18 protein-coding genes are annotated in these 20893 nt (G+C 56.9%); 11 read left to right on the top strand and 7 right to left on the bottom strand.

The features are described 5' to 3' along the window. Positions 1-41 precede the first annotated feature (41 nt). Positions 42-1046, bottom strand: a complete 1005-nt coding sequence (locus ACQE3E_RS10735) for a MoxR family ATPase (RefSeq protein WP_313728033.1) — start codon at positions 1044-1046, stop codon at positions 42-44. Positions 1047-1052: 6 nt separating this feature from the next. After that, on the bottom strand, positions 1053-2945 hold the full coding sequence (locus ACQE3E_RS10730) for an SEFIR domain-containing protein (protein ID WP_313728035.1): 1893 nt from the start codon (positions 2943-2945) through the stop codon (positions 1053-1055). A gap of 451 nt (positions 2946-3396) precedes the next feature. Here ACQE3E_RS10730 and ACQE3E_RS10725 point away from each other — a divergent pair, with 451 nt between their 5' ends. After that, entirely contained in the window at positions 3397-3969 is a 573-nt protein-coding gene (locus tag ACQE3E_RS10725) for a hypothetical protein (RefSeq protein ID WP_313728036.1), read from the top strand. A gap of 75 nt (positions 3970-4044) precedes the next feature. Here ACQE3E_RS10725 and ACQE3E_RS10720 read toward each other — a convergent pair whose 3' ends face one another. Beyond that, on the bottom strand, positions 4045-4743 hold the full coding sequence (locus ACQE3E_RS10720) for an SDR family oxidoreductase (RefSeq protein ID WP_313728037.1): 699 nt from the start codon (positions 4741-4743) through the stop codon (positions 4045-4047). A 29-nt stretch (positions 4744-4772) separates the two neighbouring features. After that, the gene (locus tag ACQE3E_RS10715) at positions 4773-5996 is read right to left on the bottom strand and encodes a M20 aminoacylase family protein (protein WP_313728038.1); all 1224 of its coding nucleotides are present in this window, start codon (positions 5994-5996) and stop codon (positions 4773-4775) included. Between the two features lie 98 nt (positions 5997-6094). On the opposite strand from ACQE3E_RS10715, the gene ACQE3E_RS10710 reads away from it, so the two are divergent. The 7 genes from ACQE3E_RS10710 to ACQE3E_RS10680 all read left to right on the top strand — a co-directional run bounded on the left by ACQE3E_RS10710 (position 6095) and on the right by ACQE3E_RS10680 (position 13626). Continuing rightward, positions 6095-7261, top strand: coding sequence for a glycosyltransferase family 4 protein (locus tag ACQE3E_RS10710; protein WP_313728039.1), 1167 nt, complete (start codon positions 6095-6097; stop codon positions 7259-7261). Then, the gene (locus tag ACQE3E_RS10705) at positions 7261-7881 is read left to right on the top strand and encodes a PIG-L deacetylase family protein (RefSeq protein ID WP_427501614.1); all 621 of its coding nucleotides are present in this window, start codon (positions 7261-7263) and stop codon (positions 7879-7881) included. The genes ACQE3E_RS10710 and ACQE3E_RS10705 overlap by 1 nt, the downstream gene beginning before the upstream one ends. Before the next feature lie 357 nt (positions 7882-8238). Continuing rightward, positions 8239-9234: an NAD-dependent epimerase/dehydratase family protein gene (locus ACQE3E_RS10700; RefSeq protein WP_313728042.1), complete on the top strand. Its 996-nt coding sequence runs from the start codon at positions 8239-8241 to the stop codon at positions 9232-9234. Next, entirely contained in the window at positions 9227-9988 is a 762-nt protein-coding gene (locus ACQE3E_RS10695; protein ID WP_313728043.1) for a WecB/TagA/CpsF family glycosyltransferase, read from the top strand. The genes ACQE3E_RS10700 and ACQE3E_RS10695 overlap by 8 nt, the downstream gene beginning before the upstream one ends. Beyond that, positions 9985-11541: a B12-binding domain-containing radical SAM protein gene (locus tag ACQE3E_RS10690; RefSeq protein WP_071160607.1), complete on the top strand. Its 1557-nt coding sequence runs from the start codon at positions 9985-9987 to the stop codon at positions 11539-11541. The genes ACQE3E_RS10695 and ACQE3E_RS10690 overlap by 4 nt, the downstream gene beginning before the upstream one ends. A gap of 43 nt (positions 11542-11584) precedes the next feature. Continuing rightward, complete coding sequence (locus ACQE3E_RS10685) at positions 11585-13084, top strand: B12-binding domain-containing radical SAM protein (protein WP_427501613.1); 1500 nt, start codon at positions 11585-11587, stop codon at positions 13082-13084. 47 nt (positions 13085-13131) lie between these two features. Then, on the top strand, positions 13132-13626 hold the full coding sequence (locus ACQE3E_RS10680) for a YchJ family protein (RefSeq protein ID WP_313728045.1): 495 nt from the start codon (positions 13132-13134) through the stop codon (positions 13624-13626). A 195-nt stretch (positions 13627-13821) separates the two neighbouring features. On the opposite strand, the gene hflC is transcribed toward ACQE3E_RS10680, so the two are convergent. From hflC to ACQE3E_RS10665, 3 genes are all read right to left on the bottom strand, one after another. Next, a complete protein-coding gene (gene hflC, locus ACQE3E_RS10675) occupies positions 13822-14775 on the bottom strand; it encodes a protease modulator HflC (RefSeq protein WP_281023144.1) in 954 nt (317 codons plus the stop codon). After that, entirely contained in the window at positions 14772-15770 is a 999-nt protein-coding gene (gene hflK, locus ACQE3E_RS10670; RefSeq protein WP_313728046.1) for an FtsH protease activity modulator HflK, read from the bottom strand. The genes hflC and hflK overlap by 4 nt, the downstream gene beginning before the upstream one ends. Before the next feature lie 121 nt (positions 15771-15891). Then, on the bottom strand, positions 15892-16494 hold the full coding sequence (locus ACQE3E_RS10665; RefSeq protein WP_168030605.1) for a hypothetical protein: 603 nt from the start codon (positions 16492-16494) through the stop codon (positions 15892-15894). 446 nt (positions 16495-16940) lie between these two features. On the opposite strand from ACQE3E_RS10665, the gene ACQE3E_RS10660 reads away from it, so the two are divergent. The 3 genes from ACQE3E_RS10660 (at position 16941) to ACQE3E_RS10650 (ending at position 20710) form a co-directional block, all read left to right on the top strand. After that, on the top strand, positions 16941-17141 hold the full coding sequence (locus tag ACQE3E_RS10660; RefSeq protein WP_168030604.1) for a hypothetical protein: 201 nt from the start codon (positions 16941-16943) through the stop codon (positions 17139-17141). A 460-nt stretch (positions 17142-17601) separates the two neighbouring features. Then, on the top strand, positions 17602-18954 hold the full coding sequence (locus ACQE3E_RS10655) for a hypothetical protein (RefSeq protein ID WP_313728048.1): 1353 nt from the start codon (positions 17602-17604) through the stop codon (positions 18952-18954). Then, a complete protein-coding gene (locus ACQE3E_RS10650; protein ID WP_313728049.1) occupies positions 18944-20710 on the top strand; it encodes a tetratricopeptide repeat protein in 1767 nt (588 codons plus the stop codon). The genes ACQE3E_RS10655 and ACQE3E_RS10650 overlap by 11 nt, the downstream gene beginning before the upstream one ends. The last annotated feature ends 183 nt before the right edge of the window (positions 20711-20893 follow it).

Raw genomic sequence — 20893 nt, 5'->3', positions numbered from 1 at the left:
TCCTTGTAACCCGAAACAGGGGAGTTATTTATAACCACATCCTAAGCGCTTAGCGAGGCGCTCTTGCGGTAGGCAAAGTCGCAGACCCGATCCAACCACTGTTGTTGTTGCGCGGGATTGTTGCGCGCCAGGCTGTCCAGACCGCGCAACAAATCCAGGTACTCCGCCAATCCCGGCAAATGGGCTTCGCCGCGCAATTGCGCTCTGTCGTCCATCAATCGTTGCGCGGCTTGCTCGAGGAGGGTTTGTGCCATCGCCGGCCGGCCGTCGCCGGCCTGGGACGCATCGTCGGGATCGCGGTAATGGCTGCGCGCCCTAGCGATGAGCCATTGCTTGAAATCGGCATCCGCCGCCAACGGCAACACCAGGCAACGGCGCACGAAGGCCGCCGGCAATTCCCGGTCTTCGTTGGTGGTGACGATGATCAATGGTTTGTGCTGACGGGCTTTGACCTCGTAACCGTCTGCACACGGCAAGCGAAAACCGTTGTTGGCCAATACCTCCAGCAGACTGTTCGGTAATTCGCTGTCGGCTTTGTCGATTTCATCCAACAGCAACACGCAGCCCTTGGTTTCTGCGCGTTGAGCTTGCCGAAACGCTTGGCCTGATTGATCGGTCAATTCCGCATCCGGCCGCTGCGCGTGGACTTCGTGTTCGCGTAGCCATTGTTCAGCGCCCCGCCAATCGATAGACCACCATAACGGGCCGGGGGCTATGTAATGGCTGACGTCCTTGGCGCGCGGCTCTCGGGCCTGGGCATCGGCCAAGCGCGCGACCGCATCGAAACGCCACAACAATTCCTGCGGCTCGCTACGGGCGGTAACGACTTCGTAGACGAAGGCGCGCTCGAACATTTGCGCCGCCGCCCGCGCCAGATCGCTTTTGCCGGTACCCGGCAAACCGCGCACCAGCAACGGCCGGCCGCTGGCCTCGGCCAGGCGGATGGCGTCCTGGCAACGGCCGTCGAGCAGATAATGGCTTTCGGGCCATGTCCCGACGGCCGGGAGATAATAGGTGACGGGGTCGGGGCGCTTGATGTCGGTCATGAGTTGTTAACTGAGCAGGGGAATAAGGATTTGACTGATTTTTTCGATGCTGCCGGTAATGCTGGCGATATTTTTAAAGCCTTCCAAGGTTTTTGCGGCGGCGGCCAGCACTGTCTTATCGGCTTGCGGTTTAGCGATTTCGGACTTGACCGTGTCGGCGGCGGCGGCGATTTCGGCATAGTGTTTTTTGCCGATACTATCGTCCTGGTCGGCGGCGGTTTTTAGCCGCTCCAGTTCGCCGGACAAGGCTTGTTCAATGCGGTTATCAACGCTTTGGGTGATGTTCGTTCCTGGACTATGCTGCACGTAATTATTGAAATTAAACGTGTTGGATTGGTTGCTCATGTTGGTTTCCCGTGGTGTGGTTGGTTCAGGGGCCTGGCTGTTTTGATGGGCTTTTGCATGTTCGAACAACATGCCGCGAATATCGTTTTCGCTGACGTGCAGGTACTCTTTTTCGTCGCCGGACCTGCCGTCGCCGTAAACAAAAACCGGCAGGTATCGACCAAACTGCTTCAGAAAATATTCGGCGACATCGGCGTTACTGAAAGGGTGTTTGTCCAAGTACTGTTGATCGATGCAAATGCCTTTCAGGGGACGGTCCTTGGGGGATGTGTCATACCGGCGCAAGCGTCCAAGCAACAAACCCATGGCATCTTCGCTTTCCGCGGCCGGATCGGCCAGTTTACGCAACAAAGCCTTGGCGATTTCCCGGCATTCGCGTTCTATGTTCCAGGTGCCGCTCGGCGGTTGATAATGGCTGTGATCGAAAATATCGGATTTCCGACAGCCGTTGCTGAATTCGCCATGCGCATAATCGGGAATCGTCGCTTGGTTGTGCCGGCTAGCAGCCAACAAATCCAGGGTTTGGGTAAATTTGAACGGTACGCGGTTGATCGCGTCGGCGTTGGCCTCGTCTTTGCGCACCAATGTGTGTAGCAGATAGGCCAATAACTCTTCCGCATCCTGGCGACCGGTCCTATCTTGTAGGGCATCCAGCAGATGCAACACTTGCAGCCGACGCCCTTCGTCGTCCGCTTGGTTGACCAAATAGGCCGCGAAGTCTTTGCAGTCCTGTAATGTGCCGGCGTCGGAAAAGGATGTGTCGAAACCCTTATTGATACGAGCCACGTAATCGGCTACCAACGATTGTAAATCGTGGCGCCGCAATTGCTCGGCCAGCAAGTCTATGAGCGCTTGCCGCTGGTGTGGAACGCCGTGATTGTTTGCTTGCGCGGCTTCGAGAATTCGATCCGCTCTCGGCGGCTGGCCGTTTTGACGTTGAGAGTCGTCGGCACTACCGGTATCGGAGTTGTCCGAATCGCGGCCGAAGCCACTCCTACGCCGAGTTGTTTCGTTATCCGGGGCGATCATCCTTGCATGATCGTTGGGAAGACCATTTTGAGGCGCTAATACAACGCGCGGGCCAATGGCCGGCTTCAGGTTCGCCGGTTGATTGGTCAATACCCGATAGAGCTTTTGATAATCCGCCTGGATTCTATAAGTCGTGCCGCCTTTGAGTATCAGCGGCACGTGATCGATGCTGCCGTTGTCCGGTATCAGCGGCAGAAACTTGGTGTTTTTTTGAAATTGATCGTACAGCGTTTGGCTGATCAGCAAACCTTCGATATTCACGCCTATGCCGCCTAATCTGTCGTCGCCTTTGAAACGTTTCAGATAAGTCTCGGTACAAATTACCAACACAAAATCCGCCCATGCGATTTGCCGTTCCATCCAACGTATCCAGCCCTCGGCCGGCGCACCGTTGACGTAGCGATCGATTATGCAATCTATGCTTTCATCACGCAGCCGCTTGGCCAAAGCCAGCACATCCGCGCGGTGCTCGGGCGAATCATGGCTGTAACTGATGAATACCTTGGGCGCGGTTTGTTGATCCAAGTACCAATCCTTTGTCGGTTGTCTTTGCTTGGTCCGACGGCGATGCCGGATGAGTTGACGGTTAATGCGGACTCGGATCGAATGCTAGCAAAATCGGTCCTGGTCCGCCAGACTCGCGGCCACCCAAAGCCCGTCAAACGACCATATCCTCAGACAATAGCGCCAATTCGCAAGCCAATGCCCGAGACCACTTTTGCCCCGGCGAATATCGCTGATCGGCGTGTGAGCGGCTTTAGCCGCGTTGGACAACATGCAAAAGGATGAAAGTCGCATAGACCTATAACCTCAATACGAAACTGCCCCTACTCTCCCGCGCCGCACCGTGTAGCCGCAACCGGGAATTTCGCCGCCATAAATAAAACTGTGTTAAATAACATACTTTAATTTGCCAACTCTGCCTCCCCTGCCTACAATGTCGCCACTTTTAACACCACACCAAAGGGAAAAAATAATGAAAATAAGCCATGTCGTATTGCTGGTTAATTTGGCCGCGGCCACGTTATTGACCGGTTGCGAAGCCAGCAAACCGGCCACCGAAGCCAACGCTCAACCCGTTGTCGCAGCGCCCGCCGCGGCCACCGAGGCGGCGGCGCCCGCGCCGGTCGCAACACCGACGCCCGCCGTCGAACCCAAACATTGCGACAAACACCACGCCGCAACCGACGAACACGACTGCATCGCTCATTGCGCCAAAAGCAAGGGCAAGAAAAACAAAGCCTGCATCAAACATTGCAAAAGCCATGTAGCGCCTCATCACGATTGCGCCAAACATTGCGCCGATCATCCCGCTGAAAAAGACAAAGCCTGCGCCGAACACTGCACCCAAGATGCAAACGCCCCGGCCCACCAATGCCACACCGAGCATTGCGACCACCACGCTTCGGCCGCCGCGAAAACCTGCGATACCGGGCACTGCGCGCATCACAAGGGCGCCGCCGCTCATCAATGCGGCACGGAGCATTGCGCGGCCCACGGCGGTAACATGGCGGATTGCTGCGGCGACGCTCACAAGTGCGACATGTAACGCCAGCCGACAAACCACCCGCACCCACAAAAAAGCCGGCGAAAGCCGGCTTTTTTGTGGGGCGTTGATCCGGCCTTACCAAGGCATGACCTTGCCATCGCCAAAACGCAGAAAGCTACCGGATTGGGCCGGCGTGTATCCGTCGATAACGTTGATCATGCCGGAAACGCTTTCGTGAGCATCGATCAATGCGTTTGGTCCGCCCATATCGGTTCTGACCCATCCCGGATGTAGAATCAACACACCGATACTTTGCGGCGCCAAGTCGATCGACAGGCTTTTCATCGCCGCGTTGACGCCGGCCTTGCTGGACCGATACAAAATACTGCCGCCGCTGGTGTTGTCCGTCATGCTGCCCATCAGACTGCTGACCGTGACGATCAGTTTGCGCTGTCCCGCTTGCAGATTGGGCAACAGCGCCTCGGCCAATTTGACCGGCGCCAGCGTGTTGATCGTCAATGTATCGAGCCAGGTGGAATAATCCAGATTGCCGAATCCATGGCCGCTTCGGTCGCCGTAGACGCCGGCATTGTTCAACAATACATCGATCGGCGTGCCACGTAGTTCGGCGGCCAACGCGTCGATTTGCCCAAAGTCCGCGATGTCCGCCGCCAGCACTTTCACTCGATCCGAATCGGCTGCCAGCGTCAATAGTGCCTCGGCATCGTCAGGGCATCGGCAAACCGCGAGCACCCGCCAACCGGCTGCCGAATACTGTCTACAAAACTCCAATCCCAAGCCGCGATTGGCACCGGTAATCAACACGGTTTGCATAAAATCTCCCAAATTTAAAAGCGATAGAGTCAGCCCAATTGCGCCTGCGCCAGCCTTACCCAATAACTGGCGCCCAGCGCAAGTATGTCGTCGTTGAAATCGTAACTGGCGTTGTGCAGCGTGCAAGGTCCCGCGCCGTGACCGGCGCTGCGATGATCGCCGTCGCCGTTACCCAGAAAGCAATAACAACCGGGCAAGACTTGCAACATGAATGCGAAATCTTCGGCGCCCATCGTCGGCACCTGCGGCAATACCCGCCGCTCGCCGACCATATCAATCATGACTTGCCTGACTTGCTCGACCGCCTCCGGTTCGTTGACCGTGGCCGGATATAGCCGCTGAAATTCTAAGTCGCCGGTCATTCCGTGGGCCAAACAAGTATGCTCGACCAATTGCGCCATCCGCGCCTCGATCAAGTCCAGCAAGTCGGCGGAAAAAGTCCTGACCGTACCGGCCAGTTCGCAACGGTCGGCAATGATGTTAGTGGCCTCGCCGGCGTTCAACATCGTCACCGAAATCACGCCGCTGTCGAGCGGGTTGGCGTTGCGGGTCAGTATGGTCTGGAAGGCGGTAATCAACTGGGCCGCGACCGGAACCGGGTCCAGCCCCAAATGCGGCATTGCCGCGTGGCAGCCCTTGCCGTGCACGACGATTTTAAAGCGGCTCATCGACGCCATTACCGGACCCGCGCCGACCGCGAACTCGCCGACCGCCAAGCCCGGCCAATTGTGCATGCCGAACACCGCCCGCATCGGAAAGCGCTCGAACAAGCCGTCCTTGATCATCGCATCGGCACCGCCGCCGCCTTCTTCGGCCGGTTGGAATATCAAATACACCGTGCCGTCGAAATCGCGGTGCCGCGCCAGATATTCCGCGGCGGCCAGCAACATCGCGGTATGGCCGTCGTGGCCGCAGGCGTGCATCTTGCCTGGATATTGCGAGGCGTGGGCAAAGCCATTGAGCTCCTGCATCGGCAGAGCATCCATGTCGGCCCGCAGGCCGATCGCACTATCGCCGCTGCCCGATTGGATAACTCCAACCACGCCGGTCCTGCCCAAGCCGCGATACACCGGTATGCCCCATTCGCTTAGCTGCGCCGCCACCAATTCGGCGGTACGGTGCTCCTCGAAACACAGTTCCGGATGGGCGTGAATATCCCGGCGCCAACCCTGAATCCGGTCCAGCGCGGCGACGATCTCGGGTATCGCCCCTTCCGGAACGGTGCCGGTTAAGGGTGGAAGGTTTTCGCTCATGTTTTACGACTCTGTTGAACAACATTATTATTGCGGTCGGATTGGTTCGACCGATCAGTTCGACGAACCCTATGTTTCTCCGTCACGGAATACCGATCATGCCAGACTCGCACCGCTACCACGTGGTAATTGCCGTCCCGACGATGCCGCACTACCGGCTCAGGTTATTCGAACTGTTGGCGGAAAACCTGGCGCGGGAAAGCGTCAAGCTCGAAGTAGTTTACGGCAATCCCAACTCGGAGCAAGCCGCGAAACGTGACTTGGTGGAATTGGCGGCGCCAGTCGGTGTAAAGATCCGAAATTATTGGCTGAACGAAACGGTGCTGCACCAGGCAATCTTCGGCAAAACGTTAACAGCCGATCTGGTCATCGTATTGAACGCCAACGGCCATCCGTTGAATTTTTTGTTGTGCATCGCCACGAAACTTGGCGGACCGAAATTGGGATTCTGGGTCTACAACCGCCGTTCGCAGATCCACGAGCGTACGGTCAAGGAACGAATCCGGCGTTGGCTGACGCGCTTCGGCACTTGGTGGTTTGCTTATACCGACATGGCCCGCGAATATCTGCTGGCCGACGGCATTCCCAATGCACGGATCACGACCTTAAACAACAGCGTCGACCTGACCCGGTTTCGAGCCGATCTGACGGCGGTCACCGCCGAACAATTACAAGCGTTTCGGCAGTTGCACGGGATCCCCGGCGACGCCCCGGTCGGCCTATACTGCGGCGGGCTGCACCGCGACAAGCGCTTGGATTTTTTCTGTCGGGCCATCGCCTCGATCCAAGCCGCGCGCCCGGACTTTCACATGTTGATCGTCGGCGACGGTAGTCAACGCGCACCGATACTTCAAGCGGCGGCGGCCGATGCCCGTGTACACTACCTCGGCCCGGCGTTCGGCCACGACAAGGCCTTGTGCTTCCGGTTGGCCCGGTTGTTTCTGTGTCCGGGTCTGGTCGGGCTGGCGATTTTGGACGCCTTCGCCGCCGGCTTGCCGATGATTACAAGCGATATTCCCAATCACAGTCCGGAAATCGTTTATCTCGACCACGAGCGTAACGGTTTGATGACGCCGCATGACGTTGAGCAATATGCCGGCGCGGTCGTCGATTTGCTCGACTCCGAGTCCCGGCTAGACTATATGCGCCAAGCCGCGTTGGCCAGCGCCGAGTCCTACGGCATCGAAAACATGGCCGAACGTTTTGCCGGCGGCATTCTGGCTTGCCTGAATACACCCAGCCAAGCCTTTTATTCACGTTGCTGATGTCTGCGTCCAATCCTAAAGTCTTGATCCTGTCTCCGCATATCGACGACGAAGTGCTCGGCTGCTTTTCGTTTTTAGGGCCGGATTGTTTCGTCTTGCATTTCGGCGCCGAGGATAGGCCCTATGTATCCAGAGAGGAACGCATCGCCGAACTACGGCGCGCCGCCGACGCATTAGGGTTTGCCTGGGAAGTGCTGGATTTCCCGGTCAACCACTACCGGATGCAGGATTTGATAGCACCTGCGGAAGACGCCATCAACCGGCTAAAACCGACCACGGTCTTGATGCCGGAACCTTCCTACAATCAGGATCATCGCGCGGTCTACGACGCGGGCCTGGTCGCGACCCGGCCGCACGATACCAATTGGTTTGCGCGCCAAGTATTGATATTCGAGCAGCCCGACAGCGTGCTGTGGTTTCACGGCGCGCCGCACGAACCCAACTATTTCCGGGAAATACAAATCGAGCACAAATTAGCGGCCTACGCGCTGTATGCCTCGCAGATTCGCGGCCACCGTTCGCCGGAAATCTTACAAGCCCAAGCCCGCTTACGCGGCGCCAACATCGGCAAACCGTACGCCGAAGCTTTTCGGGTCAAACGCATGGTCGATCCGGGCTGACCCAACCACCGGCCGAACCCAACGCTCACCCGGAAGGCGGTTACGGAGAGCCTCATTCGGGGGTGTTCCAGCGTCGAGCCAAGCACGCGCGTTGCCGCGTCAAAAGTTGGCCAGCAGCGGTTAGACGACGTTAAAATCTGGAATTGAAAGTTCCGGGAAGCCCTAGTTCCGGCGCTTGGGGGAAAAGTAACCAAACATCGGTGCCCGGCTATTTCCACTCCCCTATTGTTGATAATTGCACATAATGATATTGTCTGCTAGACGTTAGCCGTCGGTCGCCAATGCCATCATCATCGAGACCGTGGCTTTAAGTCCTAAAAACCATGCATATCAACGCAGTCTCGGGAGGGAAATCCAGTGGCGAAGCGCATTTTAGTGACGGGCGGCCTCGGCTTCATCGGTTATCATCTTTGCAAACGCCTATTGGCGTTGGAACCCGACGCCGGGATACTCGTCGTCGACAATCTCAGTTCGACAAAGCTGGATTACACCGGTTTGATCGGGCGCCTGGAAATCGTGGTTCAGGATTTCCGTACGCTACCGGACGACCTCGGCGAATTCGACGACATCTACCACTTAGCCAGCCCGGTCGGCTCGCTGGGCATACTGGAAAAAAGCGGCAAAATCGCCACCGAAATTCTGGATTTGGCCGCCAAGGTCGGCCGGATCGCCAAGCAAGGACATTCCCGGCTACTGTACGTTTCATCCTCCGAGGTGTACGGCAGAGACGGTCAGCATCGGGAGTCCGCCGAGCAAGTGGTCCCTTGCAAGCGGGGCGCCAGGATGGAATACGCGCTAGCCAAGCTCACCGCCGAACATCTACTGCTGAATCTGGCCGCCGACGGCGATTTCGAGCTAAAAGTCGTCCGCCCCTTCAACGCGATGGGCGAATGGCAAAGTTCGACGATCGGCTTTGTGATCCCCAAGTTTTTCGAAGCCGCGCTGGCCGGCCGCGACATCCAGGTGTTCGGCGACGGCCGGCAAATTCGATCGTTTTGCCATGTCGACGATTTGGTCAACGGCATTGTCCACGTGCAAGCACTGGGACGGAACAACCAAATCTATAACGTCGGCCAACCCGGCAACATCGTCTCGATCGAACAACTGGCGCACACCGTTCGACACTTGTGCGGATCGAAGGCCAACATCGTGCATGTCGATCCGGTCAGCCTCTACGGCAAACATTACATCGAAGCGTTCGACAAAGTACCCGACATCCGCAAAGTAATCGATGACACCGGTTGGCGGCCGACGATCGATCTGGCCGGCGGACTGGCCCGGATACTCGACCACTATCGCGCGATCAGCGGCGAATTCGGCACCGCCGCCGCGCCGGGCTTGATCGATGCCTGAAGCGACGTATCGCTTTGGCGATCTAGCCTTCAAAACCGGCGGGCTGGCCGAACTAGACCAAACCTTGCGCCGCTGGCGGCAAGATCCCGGCCGAACCGGCAAACTGCTCGGTTTCGTCAACCCCCATGTCTACAATCAATATCAGCGCGAAGCGGCGGTTAGAGACTTTCTGGACCGTTGCGACTGGGTCTGCGTAGACGGTATCGGCATCGTCGTGGCCTCGCGGCTGCTTTACCGTGCGGCCCCGCCGCGCGTCGTTGCAACCCGTCTGTTCGACCGTGCCTTGGCCTGGAAGGATAGCAAAACACGCATGACCGCGGTCCTGATCGGCGGCACGCCCGAACAAACACCGCGAGCGGCGGCCGCAATCAACGACGCTGGCGGCGCCTGGCGTATCGTCGGCATGATCGACGGTTTTCGAAACGCCGAAGACTACCCCGCCTTGCTTCAGCCATATTCAACGGTAGACGCCGTCTTGGTCGGCGCCGGATCGCCAAAATCGGAGCGGATTTTGTTAGCCGCGCGATTAGCCTGTCCGAAAGCGCTTTGCTGGCACATCGGCGGCGGCACCTTGAGCGTCCATGCCGGCGACAAGGCTCGGGCGCCGGGCTGGCTGTCGGCCATCGGCTGCGAATGGCTGCACCGCTACGTGCTGGAACCCCACTACCGCCCGCGCGTGCATCCCGGCGGCGCCGAGTTCGTGCGGCATGCGCTTAAACATCGATTTTCAGCCACCCGCGAGTGTCAGTCATGAAAGTATTGATAGCCAATCCGGCGTTTCGACGCCCGCTTGCCAACGGTTTGGAGCGTTACATGCTCGGGTCCGGCATGCGTTTTCCATTGACGTTGCTCAAGCGCGCCGACGAACGGCCGCGCTACGTCACCTTTCCGTTTTTCTTGGCCTACAGCGCGGCGCTATTGGAACGCGACGGCTTCCAGGTCGAGGTTATCGACGGCGTACCGTTAAATCTGACCGAAGACGCGTTTGTCGCGGACGCCGCCGCCAGCCACCCAGCGCTGATCCTGCTGGAACCCAATACCGCGGTCATCGACGATGTGCTGAACTTTTGTCAGCGACTGAAAGCCGCCACCGCCGCCAAGATCGTACTGGCCGGCGCCCACGTCAGCGTGTTCGCCGAGGACTTGCTCAAGCTACACCCGCACATCGATTTCGTATTGGTCGGCGAATACGAACAGACTTTTTTAAACTTGGCGCGGGCCTTGCGCGACGGTCAAGCGCTGGCCGAAGTGAGCGGCTTGGCTCATCGTCCGGACGGAGAAACCCCGCACACCAATCCGCCCACGCCGCTGATCGATCCGCTCGACCAACTGCCGCCGCCGGCCCGCCATCTGTTTCCGCGCAACTCGGCGCCATCGATTTCGGCGTATTACGACGGCATGTTTCAACACACGCCAACCGCCTACATGCACACCAGCCGGGGCTGTCCTTACCGCTGCGACTTTTGCGCGTGGATACAAATTTTGTACCGCAATCAAGCCCAGCGCTATTTCAGCGCGGCCCGCATCGTCGATGAAATGCAATGGCTGATCGACCGTTTCGGCGTCCGGGAAATCTATTTCGACGACGACAATTTCACGTCCAACAAGCGTCACGTGCGCGAGCTGTGCGCCGAAATCCGCCGCCGCAATCTCGACATTGCCTGGTCGGCGATGGGCGACGCGATCGCGCTGAACGACGAAATGCTGGAAGAGATGGCCGCCGCCGGCTGCATCGGCTTGAAATTCGGCCTCGACAGCGCCGACCCGGAAATTCTACGCGCCATCAAGAAACCGCTAAAGGTGCAACCCCTGACCGGCCTTATCGACAAGGCCGCCCGGCTGGGCATCAAAACCCACATGACCGTGGTGTTCGGCCTCAGCGGCGAAACCCTGGCTTCGATGCAACAAACCTTCGAATTCGCCTGCCAACTGGATATCGATTCGGTACAGTTCAGCATGGCGACCCCCTGCCCCGGCACCGACTTTCACAACCGTCTGATCCAGGAAGACCGACTCCGGCCGGCAAAATGGGAAGAATACGACGGCAGCAACATGAGCGTGATCCGCTACCCGGAGTTTTCCGGCGAATACCTGGAACGCTTCACCACCACCGCGCATACCCGTTGGTTGCGGCGTAAATTCGGCAAGCCGGCTTGGCTGTGGCGGCAGTGTCGCTATTTGTCGCGCTTGGCGCGCGGCCAGGGTGTACGCGGTGTCTACAAGCGTTTCCGCCGCGCCGTTCAGCTATTGGGCGGCGATTCATTGGAACTGCCCGAGTCGGCGGTGGCCCGGCAGATGCGATGGTAAGCGCATCGGCGTCCACCATTGAAAACTTAGCGAAACCTCGACCATGAAAGTATTGCTGGGCTTACCCAACCAATTGATCCGCTTGGACGGCATGAAAGCTAGACCGGCGGTCAGCCCGCCGCTAGGGGTGTTGTCGATCGCCGCGTATTTGCGGGAAAGCGACTGGCAAGGCACGATCGAAATCTACGACGCCAGACTGGGCGCGACGTTTCGGCGCGAAGCCGATTATTGGCTGTTCGGCGACAGCGACGAGCGCATCGAAGCCCGCATCCGCGCGGCGGCACCGGATGTGATCGGCATCTCAAACTTGTTCAGCAGTCAAATCGACCGCGCCTACCGCTTCGCCGAGTTGGCCAAGCGCGCCGCGCCCAATGCCACCGTTGTGATCGGCGGCCCGCATGTGTCGGTGTTTCCGCTCGAAGCCATTGCTCGTCCCGACATCGATTACGCGGTGATCGGCGAAGGTGAGGAGCGTTTTACCCAACTACTACTCGCTCTGCAGCGCGGCGACTCCGCGCCGAAGATTCAAGGCGTGGTCGCGACCCCGGCCGATCTGGATCTGCTCCGATCCAACCCGCGCGCGCCGGTCGGCTTCACCGATCCGCTGGACTCCCTGCCGCTGCCGGCCTACGACTTAGTCGATATGCCGCGTTATTTCGCGCTGGCCCGCAAGGGCCTGTCGCCCAGATTTCGCGAATGGGGCAAACGGCCGATCAGCATGCTTACCAGCCGCGGCTGTCCGCACAAATGCGTGTTTTGTTCGATACAAACCACGATGGGCTATAAGTTTCGCGCCCATTCTCCGGAATACACCCGCCGTCATATCCGGCACTTGGTGGACGAATACGGCGTTGACTTCATTCATTTCGAGGACGACAACCTGGTCCACGACACCGGCCGCTACGACGAAATCATCGACTTCATGTCCACCTTCCAGCCGCGCATCAAATGGGACACGCCCAACGGCGTGCGCGGCGACGCCTGGACCCTGGACAGAGCCCGCCGGGCCAAGGCCTCCGGTTGCCAATTTCTGACGGTCGCCATCGAATCCGGCGTGCAGCGGGTGCTGGACGACATCGTCCGCAAACGCCTCGATCTAGCGCGGGTCGACGACATGATGCGCTATTGCCGGCAAGTGGGTTTACGCTTGCACGCCTTTTACATCATCGGTTTTCCGGGCGAAACCCTGGCCGACATCCGCGCCACGGTCGATTACGCGTTGGACCGTTACCGCCGTTACGGCGTCGTGCCGATGCTGCAACCGTTGATTCCGATTCCAGGCACCGACGTCTACGACCAAATCGCCAACGAAGGTTGGCACGAAGGCTCGATCGCGACCGAATACAACCAAGTCAAAACCGCCGAATTCGATCCGGCGACGCTGCAAGCCATCTACCGGGACTATTTGCGCAAACGCCTGTTGATATTCGCGTTGCGCTCGCTGATCGTACCCAAGGAATTGCTCTACAACCTCAAACTGATCCTCAAATACCCCGGCGGCGCCTATTACGCATTGCGCAACGCCCTGCGCGCCAACGGTTGATCCATCGAGCATCGGCCGGCGCCGGTAAACTCGGGTAAAATCAGGCCATGATCACATTGAACACTGAGAATTCTACTTGTTTGTGCGACTCCGGCTTGAGCTATGCCGACTGTTGCCAGCCCTTCCACGACGGCCGGCAAATACCCAAAACCGCCGCCGCGCTGATGCGCTCCCGCTTTACCGCCTACGCCGGCCAAAACGCCGCCTATTTGCTAGACACCTGGGCGATCGAAACCCGGCCGCCCGACATCGACTTCTCCAAGGAAAGCGCTAATTGGCAAAGTCTGACGATAGTGGACACCAAGAAAGGCGGCGAACTCGACGCCAAGGGCATCGTCGAATTCAAGGCGTTTTACCGCCAGGACGATAACGACCATTTCATGCACGAAATCAGCCGCTTCGTTAAAACCGGCGGCCGCTGGTATTACCTGGACGGCAAAATCAAGGCCGCCGGCCGAGTCGGCATCACGACCGACACCGGCCGCAACGCGCCCTGCGCTTGCGGCAGCGGCAAAAAATTCAAGCGTTGCTGCGGCCGCTAAATCCGCCGCCCGCACGCAGGGTTCAGCCGAGGGATTTTGTCTATCAGCCCAGCCCAATCGACCACGGGTATTTCGTTCGGCCAAGCTCAGGCTGGCGCGCTCTTCGACAGGCGAACGGTATTTTAAAGGCCGGGTTGAGCGGCAAACCCGGCGGATGGTATTTAGGGCATATCGACAATGGACTGCCCGAGTAATCTAACGCCCCTTATCCGGCCGTTTCAGTAGCCCGTACAAATCGCCGCCGGTCGATAGCACTAGGCTCGCATCGCCGTCGATGACCTTGCGGTAGGTTTCCATCGTTTTCGAGAACTTGTAAAACTCGGCCGCTTCCGGGCGTTGGCCGTAAGCTTTCGCATAGATTTCGGTGGCCTTGGCGTCCGCCTCGCCTTGAATTTGTTGCACCAGCTTATAGGCGGCGGACTGAATTTCGTTGATGTCGCGTTCCTTGTTACCCTTGATCCGGGCCGCCTCGCCCTCGCCTTCCGAGCGGAAACGCTGAGCAATTTGTAAACGCTCGCTGATCATGCGTTGATGAATCCGTTCCAGCACTTGCTGGTTGTAGTTAATGCGCTTGAAGCGCACGTCCAGCAACTCGATGCCGAATTCGGCCAATTTCGGCGCGGCAGCCTCGAACACATCCTTCTCGATCGCCGCCCGGCCGACCCGAATCGGACGCAGCACGCCCAACGTGCCCTCGCCGGTCAACGGCCCGGTGAAGGACTCGTCCTGCAAGGGCTTGCGGTCCTTGTCCGAACGCACCACTTCGATCAACTCGTGACGAGCGATCGCGGTGCGGGTCTCGCCGCCAAGAATGTCCTCCAGCCGCGACTGGGCGCTACGTTCGTCGCGCAAACGCAAGTAGTAGCGCAACGGATCGGCGATACGCCAACGTGCGAAGGTATGCACCTGCACATAGGTCTTGTCCTTGGTGGACATTTCCACCATCGGCCCGTCCCAGCCCAGATAGCGTTTGTCGAAACTGTTGACTTGTTGCACGAACGGCAATTTGAAATGCAGGCCGGGCTTGACGATGGGCTCGCCGACCGGGCTGCCGAATTGGGTCAGGATGACTTGCTCGGTCTGATCGACCCGAAAGGTCGACACAAAACCCAGCACCGCCAACAATATCGCCAGCACGCGCGGCATCATGGCGCCACCTCGCTCGCGGCGGCGGCCGGCGCCGCCTTGGTCTCGGCGAACGGCAGCATCGGCAGAATTTGTTGGACGCTGTCGTCGACGATAATCTGCTGGCGCGCCTGCGGCAGTATGTCGCCCAAGGTTTCCAGGTAGATCCGAATGCGCGTCACCTCCGGCGCCTTCAGATACTGTTCCAACACCTGGTTAAACGCGGCAACGTCGCCTTCCGCCTCGTTGATCCGTTTGAAGCGGTAACCTTCGGCGGCGCGAATCGCTTGGTCCGCCTCGCCGCGCGCCCTCGGCACGGCCTTGTTGTACTCGCCGTTGGCCAGATTGATCGCGTTTTCCCGGTCCTGTTGAGCGCGATTGACCTCGTTGAAGGACGGTTGCACCGGCACCGGCGGGTTGACGTTTTTCAGTTGCACCTGATTGATCGACACGCCGAGTTGATAGCGGTCGGCCAATTCCCGAGTGCGGTTCAGCACCGTTTCCTCGATTTCCTGTCGGCCTATCGTAATGATTTCATCGACGGTACGGTCGCCCACCACCTCGCGCATCACCGCTTCGGACAAATCGCGCAAGGTTTGGCCGGGATCGCGGACGTCGAACAGATATTTCACCGGATCGGTAATCCGATATTGGACAATCCACTCGACCAACGCCGAATTCAGATCGCCGGTCACCATCGATTTTTCCAGCGCCGGCTGATCGCCAGCCTGATCGGGGTTGGAATAGCCCGGCGTCGCGAAACCGAACTCCAGTTTTTGTTGGCGCTGGGTCGGTACCGGAATCACTTGATCGACGCCGAACGGCAGTTTGGCGTGCAAACCGGACGGGACTTTATCGATATACTGCCCAAAGCGCAGCACGATGCCTTCGGATTCGGCCGGTATCGTATAGAACGACATCATTGCCCCGATCAGCAGCACGGCCGCTACTGCCAACACCAACGGCGGCACCGGCCATTCGCTGGGAAAACGCTCGAATATCACCTTGGCATCGTTCACGGCGGACCTCCAATAATCATTTCGGAATCGCCGAAAGAATTCGACTAATCCCGTGGGTTTATGCAATCAATCTCGGCACATAACGCAACTAACTCACCGCAAGGCGCGAGTCCTAGCGGCATCAGCCATCAAGACGGATTAGGCTGGGCCGGCTGACGTTCTTGACGTTCATCAAACCCTGCAACAAGGCTTGCCCGCCAGGCGGCAAGCCTTCCCCAAGATCAAAGGTGTTTCCGACCGGCGTCGTGGTTTGCAAAACGCAGACCTGCCATCCGGCATCCTCCAGCCGCTGTAAATCTCGGGTAGTCGTCGAATGCTCGTAAAATCCGGCGTCGGTAACCTTGCCTTGGTAGGCGCCGCGGCACGCCAATATAAAGCGCCAATGGTCGAAAAAACGTTTGGAGAAATTGTATTGCAAATGGTTGAGCGCGTCGAAAAGCGCTGGGACACAGCGTGAATGGCAGGGAGATCGGTTCAATACCAGGGTTACGACGGCTTTGGCGCGCTCGTCGGTGTTGAAGCTATACCAAGCCTGCACGGTCCGCTCGATCTGGCGCCAAAGTAAACTCTGAAGCAAACGTTCCTCGGAATGCTCGCCCTGACTGGCCATTAAACGGGTGTGTTCCTGGGCGAAACGGCAGCACAACAAACCATACGTCGTCTGTCCGGGCGTATGAAAGTGCCCCAGATGCGCGTTGAGTTCTTCGCCATAATAGTTTGTCAATTGTCGCCAATGTAGCAACATAGCAGCCTCCAGGTGATTAGCCGGAAAATGCCGACCACGTTTAAAGCTAGCACAGTTATCAGCTACGCGCCGGCCACCTTACAGGCGCCCCCAGAATTTGAAAACTAACTATCATGAAAGCGCTGCATCGCCCCGGTAAATGAAAGTCAGTGGTGTAGGAGCAGCGTTAGCCGCGATTGACAGCGTTCCGACATCGGACCGGGTTGCGGCGTCCGGTGACTTTCAAAGTAAAGTGGTAGCCGATCAGCACCCGGCTACGGGCCTCCGTCGGCTGGACCGCGAGTTTCGAACGAGTTTGGCCGAGCCTGCGCTTATTCAATAGCCAAGACGCTTGCAGCGCTTTACCTGGATTTACCTTGCTTGGCGTTCCTTTACCGGATAGCGCCGCATAATGTCGGCACGCTCACCCACTACAGAGGTCGCCCATGTTCCGCGAAACTGAAACCCGCTCCAAACCACCTTACTTACCGAACGCATCGAACCGTCGGCCCGGCGCCGAATACCGATTGGCCGATGCCTTCCACGACCAACCCGATCAAGCAGACTCCGCTGACACAACCTTGCTCGCGGAGCTGACCTACCTTTATTGGCTGGCGTCGGAACGCCAGCCAGTCGGCGGGCCGTGATACCTCCGGTCCGACCGTGGCGCGGTTTTTGGATTACGCTACATCGCCCAGCCACGGGAGGCCCCCGCCGGTTAAGCATCGATAGGGGTAGGGAAAGCCCCTCTCCTTGCGGGAGAGGGGTTGGGGTGAGGGGAAATACAAGGTAAGGCATTGATTTTATCCCCCTCACCCTGCCCTCTCCCGCGAGGAGAGGGTTCTGTTTCGACTTTTACGACACCCTCATCATGCCGGCAAGCTGGGTTGATTCAAGATTCGGCTATGAGTGTAAACAGCGTGATCCTTGTTTGGCGGCACCGGTGGACGAGGGTTTTCGCAAACACTCCCAGCATTCAAGCACCCTGCATCAACCGAATTTTCTGGTAACGCGCTAAAATGACCGGGTTGGCGGGTTTTCGATGATTCGCGTCCAGCAAATCGCGCCGTCAATGATTGTTTAATCCGTCCCACGCTTAATCCCAATATGAACAATGCCTCGGATTTTAAAAAAGCCCATCGTTTAGTCGAAGTCGATAACGCCTTGCGATTCGACGTACCGCTGGAGCCGGACCACGAGTTTTATACCGATTTCTCCGATGTTCGCGGCGACTTTGAAGATCGCCTGCTGTATAAGCAATTAAACGTCCATCCTAAAAATTACGTCTTCAATCGCGAAGCCAATCAGGGCAATAAAGTGATTTTATTTCTGGCCGGTATGCGCGGTTCCGGAAAGACCTCGGAGTTGGCGCGTATCGCCAAAAACCTGCATCACCCGCAAGGCTTTTTTTGCGTGACTTGCAATCTGGATGTCGGTCTGGATATGAACGATCTGGAATATATGGACGTTTTGATTTATCAGATAGAGCGTTTGATCGAGGAGCTTGAAAAGCACAAAATAATATTCGATGAAGATATCGTCGAGATTTTATATGGCTGGTTCGCCCAGCGGGTCGAGGAAGTCAACCGCGCCATAAAAGCCGAAACCGGTTTCGAAATTGCGGTCGAAGCAAAAACGCCGAATATTCTCGGTCTGTTGGGAATTACCTCCAAACTCAAAGCCAATTTATCCGGCAGCAAGGAAAACGCCGAAAAAATCCGCTTGTCCCTGAAAAACAATTTCACCGACTTTGCATTTAAATTTAACGAATTTATCGAAACCGTCAATCTGACGCTACGCCAGCACAATAAAGCGCAAGAGGTGATGTTTATTATCGACGGCCTGGAAAAAACCGCGACCAGCGATATTCGCCGTAAAATCGTTCTGGAAGAAACCAACCGCATCCGCGCCATTCGGGTCCACACGATATTTACCTTGCCGATCGAGTTGATGTCTCGGCAACGCCTGCTGGAAGCCTTCAGCACCGTCACCTCGTTTCCATTCGTCAAAATTCGCGAAAAAAACGGCGATCTGGTTGAAGAAGCCATTCATCGCTTCGAAACCTTTGTTTATAAACGAATAGACCGGTCGTTATTCGATAGTCCGGATACCGTGCGCCAGGCCATATTATATGGCGGCGGCTCACCGCGCGAACTATTGCGGGTGCTGGAATATACCAATATGTTTGCCGACGAGGACAGCAACCGGATTACCCGTGCCGATTTGGACAAAGGCATCAAAAAACTGGCCGCGCAAACCTCGCAATATTTGTCCAAGGACGACTTGGACAAACTCAAGGAACTCGATGCGGCCAATAAAGCGCAAATTCCGGTGGCTTACGACGAATCCTGGCAGGACTTATTGGAAAAACTGATTATTCTGGAATATAACGACGGCACTTATAAACGGGTAAACCCGGTGATTGAAGAGTCGGCCTTGTATAAACACTATGTCGGATAATTACGACGAGGAAACTCGGCCATTATTCAAATTGCTGCGCACCGAAGCCTTTCGTTTCATTATCGTCCGTTACAATCATTTCAGTTTGTTACAGCAACTGAAACAAGACCTGCAAAGCCGCTTTCCGGAACGGCCTTTTTTATCCCTTAATACCGCGCAAACCGATTACAGCCAAGTTTCGCAAAGCTATTTTCAACTGGGTTCCGGCTTTCTGCTGCTGGAACAGTTTGAAGACGCGTTAAAGCAGCAAGCCAATCCGGAACAGCGCCCGGACATCGAGCAAAACAACCAGCGCCGCCGCGATTTGTGCGCCGGCTTGAACCTGCGCCGCGACAAACTGGCGCAATACCTGATTGCATTAATCGTATGCATCCAAGGCGCGGATCACGAACTGTACGCCAAAAGCCTCATGGAAAAAATGCCGGACTTGTGGTCGTTTCGGTCGTATATGCTGGATTTACACCAACCAATCCAGCCGCCGACCGAAGCCATGATCGGCGGGGAGCCAACCGGTTTTACCGACGACATTCGAGTAGACACGGATGCGCCGGACGCCGAACTCAAACGCCTGCAAAGCCTGTTGGCGAACGCGCCGGAACGGGAATACGACTACCGACGCAGCCTATACCCGCAATTGGTTAGTCTGGCCATCGATAGCGGCGCCTATGCGATCGCCGAACAGGCGCTGGCTGAATGGCAGGTTATCGCAACAAATCAGGATTTGGCTCAAGTATTTGGATACCGCGGTGACTTATCCGTGATCCGTGGTGACTTCCCTCACGCCAAAGCTGCGTTCGAACAGGCTCTAATGTTTAGCCTGCAACAGGGAGATCAATTTAACGAAGCCGTCACCTATCAACGCTTGGGTGACGTTTCCACTTCAATAGGCGATTTGCAGCAGGCACTGGCTTACTACCAAAGGGCTGCCGAATTATGCGTAAAACTCGATGCGGTTTATACCAGCAATGTCGAGTTCAGAAGTGGTTTGGCAAGTTGCTATTGTAAATTGGGGGATACTTACACGGCATTAGGAAATCTAGATAAGGCGTTGGAATTTTATCAAATGTTTCATGGATTAATTCAGGCACTGTTTGGTAAGCACCCCAGCAATATCGACTTGAAAAACGGTTTGGCAATTGCCTATGAAAAACTCGGCCAAACCCTCTCCGCCTTGGGCGATCTGCATCAGGCTTTGGGCCACTACGAAAAGCGACGCGATTTAGCTGAACAACTGAACGATAACTATCCGAACAATGTCGGCTTTAAAAGCGGCTTGGCAATTGCCTATGAAAAACTGGGTAAGACTCAGGCCGCACTGGGCGATCTGCCTGAGGCTTTGCGGTATTTCCAAGAAGAGGAGAAATTACTTGAACAACTGAATGCTTCATATCCCAGTAACGTCGGCTTCAAAAATGGCTTGGCGATCGCATTTGAAAAGCTAGGCCAGACTTTCGATGCGTTAGGTAATCTGCAACAGGCTGTGAGGTACTTTGAAAAACGACGCGATTTAAGCGAAAAACTCTGTTCCACTTATCCCAGCGATGTTAGTTTTAAAAGCGGCTTGGCGAATGGCTACGCCAATTTAGCCCAATTCAGTCGAGATCGACTAAACGATCCGGCTACTGCAATCGACTATTTCCGTCAAGCCGAAGCCCTGTGGCAAACGCTAGTACGCGACGCGCCGCAGTATGCAGTGTTTCAAAAGAACTTGCTGTGGGTCAGGAACGAGTTGCAGACCCTGAACACTGCAGATTGATACCACCGTTGGCCTTTCGACAGCCTATGCCGTTCGGATCGCGGCTAAAGCCGCTCCCACGCTGCAACGCCCGACGGCCTTCAGGTGGTTCCGGTCGGCAAATATAACCGCTTTACTCCCGAACCCAAACAGCTTGCATCGTTCGAGATCCCCAGGTCCGCCAAACGCATATGAATAGCGCCG

The organism is Methylomonas sp. MED-D, assembly GCF_050276835.1.
In the GTDB taxonomy this organism is placed as follows: Bacteria; Pseudomonadota; Gammaproteobacteria; order Methylococcales; family Methylomonadaceae; genus Methylomonas; species Methylomonas koyamae_A.
The sequence above is the reverse complement of the archived record's forward strand: the minus strand, read 5'-3'. Positions and strand labels throughout refer to the sequence as shown.

Coding starts and splice junctions, on each gene's coding strand:
- ACQE3E_RS10735 (WP_313728033.1), bottom strand. CDS start 1,046: ATGACCGACATCAAGCGCCCCGACCCCGTCACCTATTATCTCCCGGCC.
- ACQE3E_RS10725 (WP_313728036.1), top strand. CDS start 3,397: ATGAAAATAAGCCATGTCGTATTGCTGGTTAATTTGGCCGCGGCCACG.
- ACQE3E_RS10720 (WP_313728037.1), bottom strand. CDS start 4,743: ATGCAAACCGTGTTGATTACCGGTGCCAATCGCGGCTTGGGATTGGAG.
- ACQE3E_RS10715 (WP_313728038.1), bottom strand. CDS start 5,996: ATGAGCGAAAACCTTCCACCCTTAACCGGCACCGTTCCGGAAGGGGCG.
- ACQE3E_RS10710 (WP_313728039.1), top strand. CDS start 6,095: ATGCCAGACTCGCACCGCTACCACGTGGTAATTGCCGTCCCGACGATG.
- ACQE3E_RS10705 (WP_427501614.1), top strand. CDS start 7,261: ATGTCTGCGTCCAATCCTAAAGTCTTGATCCTGTCTCCGCATATCGAC.
- ACQE3E_RS10695 (WP_313728043.1), top strand. CDS start 9,227: ATGCCTGAAGCGACGTATCGCTTTGGCGATCTAGCCTTCAAAACCGGC.
- ACQE3E_RS10690 (WP_071160607.1), top strand. CDS start 9,985: ATGAAAGTATTGATAGCCAATCCGGCGTTTCGACGCCCGCTTGCCAAC.
- ACQE3E_RS10685 (WP_427501613.1), top strand. CDS start 11,585: ATGAAAGTATTGCTGGGCTTACCCAACCAATTGATCCGCTTGGACGGC.
- ACQE3E_RS10680 (WP_313728045.1), top strand. CDS start 13,132: ATGATCACATTGAACACTGAGAATTCTACTTGTTTGTGCGACTCCGGC.
- hflC (WP_281023144.1), bottom strand. CDS start 14,775: ATGATGCCGCGCGTGCTGGCGATATTGTTGGCGGTGCTGGGTTTTGTG.
- ACQE3E_RS10660 (WP_168030604.1), top strand. CDS start 16,941: ATGTTCCGCGAAACTGAAACCCGCTCCAAACCACCTTACTTACCGAAC.
- ACQE3E_RS10655 (WP_313728048.1), top strand. CDS start 17,602: ATGAACAATGCCTCGGATTTTAAAAAAGCCCATCGTTTAGTCGAAGTC.
- ACQE3E_RS10650 (WP_313728049.1), top strand. CDS start 18,944: ATGTCGGATAATTACGACGAGGAAACTCGGCCATTATTCAAATTGCTG.